Annotated in this window: 5 protein-coding genes; 4 read left to right on the top strand and 1 reads right to left on the bottom strand. The window is 35.5% G+C overall.

Going from position 1 to position 4,459, the window contains the following annotated elements; all coding sequences use genetic code 11:
• Positions 1-139 precede the first annotated feature (139 nt).
• A complete protein-coding gene (locus HH304_RS21005; protein ID WP_169685267.1) occupies positions 140-835 on the top strand; it encodes a YARHG domain-containing protein in 696 nt (231 codons plus the stop codon).
• A 104-nt stretch (positions 836-939) separates the two neighbouring features.
• Positions 940-1,572, top strand: coding sequence for a peptidylprolyl isomerase (locus HH304_RS21000; protein ID WP_169685266.1), 633 nt, complete (start codon positions 940-942; stop codon positions 1,570-1,572).
• A 462-nt stretch (positions 1,573-2,034) separates the two neighbouring features.
• On the opposite strand, the gene HH304_RS20995 is transcribed toward HH304_RS21000, so the two are convergent.
• Positions 2,035-2,199, bottom strand: coding sequence for a hypothetical protein (locus tag HH304_RS20995; protein ID WP_169685265.1), 165 nt, complete (start codon positions 2,197-2,199; stop codon positions 2,035-2,037).
• A gap of 170 nt (positions 2,200-2,369) precedes the next feature.
• On the opposite strand from HH304_RS20995, the gene HH304_RS20990 reads away from it, so the two are divergent.
• Positions 2,370-3,167 carry a c-type cytochrome gene (locus tag HH304_RS20990; protein ID WP_169685264.1) on the top strand — a complete coding sequence of 266 codons (798 nt, stop codon included), beginning with the start codon at positions 2,370-2,372 and terminating at the stop codon, positions 3,165-3,167.
• A 119-nt stretch (positions 3,168-3,286) separates the two neighbouring features.
• The gene (locus HH304_RS20985) at positions 3,287-4,216 is read left to right on the top strand and encodes a tetratricopeptide repeat protein (RefSeq protein ID WP_169685263.1); all 930 of its coding nucleotides are present in this window, start codon (positions 3,287-3,289) and stop codon (positions 4,214-4,216) included.
• Positions 4,217-4,459 lie beyond the last annotated feature (243 nt).

Raw genomic sequence — 4,459 nt, 5'->3', positions numbered from 1 at the left:
TAACGATTTAGGTCTGGATTATCATAACTGGAAATATCTGCATATTGAACAAAAAAATAAAAGAAACAGCTAACACTATGTAAAAATGCATTAAAGCGCATTTTACATAAGTACGTTGTAAGGCATTAAAAGTCATTTAATGAGAGGAATATACATTTTTTTATTTTCAATTATTCAATTTGGATTAATAGGACAATCAACATTTAAAGATGTCAATGAATCATCAGTTAATCCTTGGAACCCCAAATTTGAATTTGAATATCAATCAGTTTATAAATTTGGTGATAGTGAATGGGAATCGTATTTTATTCTAATAAATGGATTTGATAAATGGTATGCTCAGATAGTCAGAGGTAAATGGTCCGAAGACGTTACCAATCTAAAATGGCTGCTTATTTATGAAAATTTAACCAATGTCCGGATTGAAGGAAATAAATTTTATTCTGAGAAAACAAATGGTGAATTTGTCTACTATGATGGAAAAAATGGTCGACTAAAAGGACTAAAAGTTTACGATTCCTGGGCAGGTGAAGAAGGTCAAGAAATTGGCCATTTAGTAACTTCAGTCAAAAATCACTTCCCTGGAAACTTCAGCAAAGCTTCATTTCAGAAATTAGATCCCGAAGAATTGAAAAATATGAGTGAAATAGAATTGAAAATTATGCGCAACGAGATTTTCGCTCGATACCATTATAAATTTAAAGAAGGAGGTGAAATGGATAAATATTTCAAAAAGCAAAATTGGTATTCGGGATATTATGACGACGTAACTGATTTCTTAACGGAATTGGAAATAGAGAATATAGAATTGATAAAGCGAATTGAAAATAATTAAAACTGCCTTACAACAATACCTAAGCATCATACCCCACCCCGAGGGATGGGGTTCGCCGCTTAGCCTTAACGTTATATACCATAACCCAAACAACATTAGACACAATGAGAATCAAACTATTAGTAATACTGACACTAATAATAGCAACTACAACTATTAATGCACAAAATAAAAAGCAAGTTTTAAAAGCATTGAAAGAGATAAAAGGAGTTGACCAAGTGAATGCATTTAAGAAAAAATACAAAGACTGGACTATTCAAAGCGCCTATACATTTGGCATTGATTCCATTGAGCATCACCAAGTGGTTAATACGCCTGTAGGCAATGTCTTTACTAGACAATACGACAATGGAAAAATAAACGTTGTTGTGAAAGTTTTAGCGAGAAGAATTGATGAAATCTGTAAAGTTCAATACATTTTCTTTGATGGGAGTAAAATGACAGTGTCTGAAATTGATTCAACAAGGAATATTATTTTAGATAGATATAATAATGGTACTGATTTTACAACATTGGTGAAGGAATACACGATGGACGGTAACCCTACAGGAGAACTTAGGTGGTTTTTTAAAGGCGTAATGGTAGAAGAATTTGAGACTGCAGTAATGCCAAAAAATAAAGGAGATATTTTTACTGTTGATGTTGACAGTAGAAAATGGTATTACGTTGTGCTTAAAACTCATAAAAATATTAAGACTACTGTAACTGATTCAATAGGTATAAAATACGGTATATAATCGAGTAGACGGCCGTGAGCCTTAAGCCCACGGTGCGCCTCTCACACCACCGTACGTACGGGTCTCGTATACGGCGGTTTATTAAGCATACTGTAACCGCTCTTTACACCAGCTACAGCTTTGTCTTAGTTTAAGGTTAGGCTATGTAGCTTAAAAACCATCATTCCTAACCGAATTTCAGACTACCTAATATTCAGCCCTTCCCAACTTTGTGAGTCCTCTGTCGTTATCCGATTTGGTGACAGCTCATTTGCCCATTGGTACTATGGCTTACCGCAGAGCGGTACAGGTCCTGCTGACTTCTCAAACTATAATAGCTTGAGATCTCCCTCGGTAAGACGAATATCCTTGTGCCTATTCCTGCTACATCTACCACTTCGGTATTTCCCTTTCCGGGCTTTGGACTTCAGTATGATCCCGATATCGGGACAGGTAGTGCTACCTCATCCAACCTAATGGCCTCTATATGTAGTTTCTGTCCGTCAGTACAGACACCGCAGTCTGGCTTACTTCAGTTCCAGAATCACTTCTGACAACTCCCGAAAGGTCGGGACAGGCTTTGCCACTTGCTTTGCTTCCAGGAGTCACCCCAGCGCATCCGGGACTTTCACCCTTTGGAACACTCACATTCATGAGTTATATTCGCCATTCAAGGCACACACAATTTGTATAAGTCATGGCGGCTATGGTGCCAGGTGTGGCATCGGATTCTCGATTGATTCACCGTCCTATCGGACGCAGAATCGGCTCGGAATCCGCCACCAACTCATACAAGTAACGTTAGCGCCAATTAGAACATGAGTAAAAAAATCAACCTCATATTAACCTTGCTAATTTTAAGTGTCTCACTGATCATAATATGTGGGACTATGATTCAATTCGCTCCTGAAATTAAAGTGGAATCTCCAAAACCTATAAAACCTGATGTATATACATCTGTTAATGACTCAATAAATAAATTGGACTTGGGTGCTTTCTATCTAAATGCACCTATTGATTTTGAATATATAAAGAAAACGGGGATTGATTCTTATGTTGGTGAAATTGCGGGCAAGAAAGATACACTTTATTTTGATTATGGTTGGTATTCATCAGATTTCCAAAATTCATCTGGTATTTTAAGTTATGATACAATAAATGGAAATAAAGTAATTTTTGCCAAACTTAAAAACGGATTTGGGGTTCATTTTCCAAAAACAAATATTTCTGATAATAAGCTATCTATTTATGCAAAGTCAGGTAATGAAAACAAAATTATTGAAATATTTAAATCCATAAGATTTGACTCTTCAAAGGGACATACATCTAAGGAATTAGGGACCAATATTAATAATGGTCAAGAATTATTTAGAGGAAATTGTAATACATGCCACAATTTAGACAATGATTCTATCGGTCCTAAATTAAAAGGTGTAGCAAAAGAAAAAGGTAGAGAATGGTTTAAAGGATGGGTATTAAATCCTGAAAAGCTTATAAAAACTAATGTTAAAGCTTTGGAACTATTTAAAAAACATGATGAATTTGGTCATATTTTTAAATATCCATTTTCAGAGGAAGAAGTAGATCAATTAATCGATTATATTGAATTTAATTAAAAAAGGCGCTAACACTGCCTAAGCATCATACCCCACCCCGAGGGATGGCGTTCGCCGCTTAGCCTTAACGTTGTAGGTAATTTGCCGCATCAAAACTTGAGATTCTAGATTATAAAAAAATGAGGACAGAAAAGGAATTGTTTGAAAAAGCAGAAAAAATTTATCATCAATATAGCGACTCAAGGTATCCTAAAGCAATTCAGGCATTTAAGGATTTACTTGAATTATATCCAAACAATAAGCAAGGGTGGAGTATGATGTCAACAATGCAATCTTGCAGTAAATTATTTGACGATGCGATTTTTTCAATTAATAAGGCTATTGAGCTTTCTCCTGAAGATGCATGGACAATTAATCAGAAATGCACATTACTTGCACTAATATCTAGATTTTCAGCTGACGGACAGATTTATTTAGACGAACAAAAGAAAGAGTCTTATGAAATAAAAAGCTTCCCTGATAAAAAAGGACTTATTCAAGAATTAATTTTGATTCTAAATAAATTATTAGAGCTAGAGGGGCATGATGAAAATAAAAGGCACAGACATCTATGGAGTTTAGCTCATAAATATAGAGCAATTAATAGATTTGATGATGCTATTGAAAGTCTAGTCGAAGCAAAAAAAACTATACCTTCCAAATATAAAGGTGAGAGGTATGATAGAGAATTAGCAAATATTAATCGAGAAATTTCCTCTAACTATCACGATAAAAAGGAATTTGAAAAGGCGATAGAGTTTTTAAATGAAGCTTTCAAATACGGACTAGATGACTATAAAAGAACAATGTTTGCTGATATTTATGAAGAAATGGGGGATAATGAACAAAGCAGACTTGTACTCATTGATTTAGTTGACCGTATTAATGACAAGCTTGAAAAAGCTCCTGAACCATCTTATGTATCTCAAAAAGTAGCAATCTTGAAACGACTTGATGACCGAGAATCTTTAAAAACAGTATTGCAACATTTTGAGGATATTCCTGACAGCGATTATAAGAAAAAGAGAGTAGCAGAATTGGAAATTGAAATAAAAAACTACCTACAATAGAGTAGACGGCCGTGAGCCATAAGCCCACGGTGCGCCTGCTGACGATAAATGTCAGCATTTTCAATCTCACATTGTAAACCATGACTGAAACGTCATGGCCACCGTACGTACGGGGGCAATGCCCCTCTCTTCGCACTCTCGTGCTCGCGAGCATATACGGCGGTTCGTCAAATCAAATCTTCACTTTCTGATAGTATGTAACCATGCTTTCATAGCCTCTTCTTCGGAGTCGGGATTCGGTAA

This window comes from Marinigracilibium pacificum (assembly GCF_012926615.1).
Taxonomy (GTDB): domain Bacteria; phylum Bacteroidota; class Bacteroidia; order Cytophagales; family Cyclobacteriaceae; genus Mangrovivirga; species Mangrovivirga pacifica.
This window is presented reverse-complemented; position numbering and strand designations above follow the sequence as displayed.

Bases quoted from the DNA above. Each gene is read 5' to 3' on its own strand.
- HH304_RS20990 (WP_169685264.1), top strand. From the start codon at position 2,370: ATGAGTAAAAAAATCAACCTCATATTAACCTTGCTAATTTTAAGTGTC.
- HH304_RS21000 (WP_169685266.1), top strand. From the start codon at position 940: ATGAGAATCAAACTATTAGTAATACTGACACTAATAATAGCAACTACA.
- HH304_RS20985 (WP_169685263.1), top strand. From the start codon at position 3,287: ATGAGGACAGAAAAGGAATTGTTTGAAAAAGCAGAAAAAATTTATCAT.
- HH304_RS21005 (WP_169685267.1), top strand. From the start codon at position 140: ATGAGAGGAATATACATTTTTTTATTTTCAATTATTCAATTTGGATTA.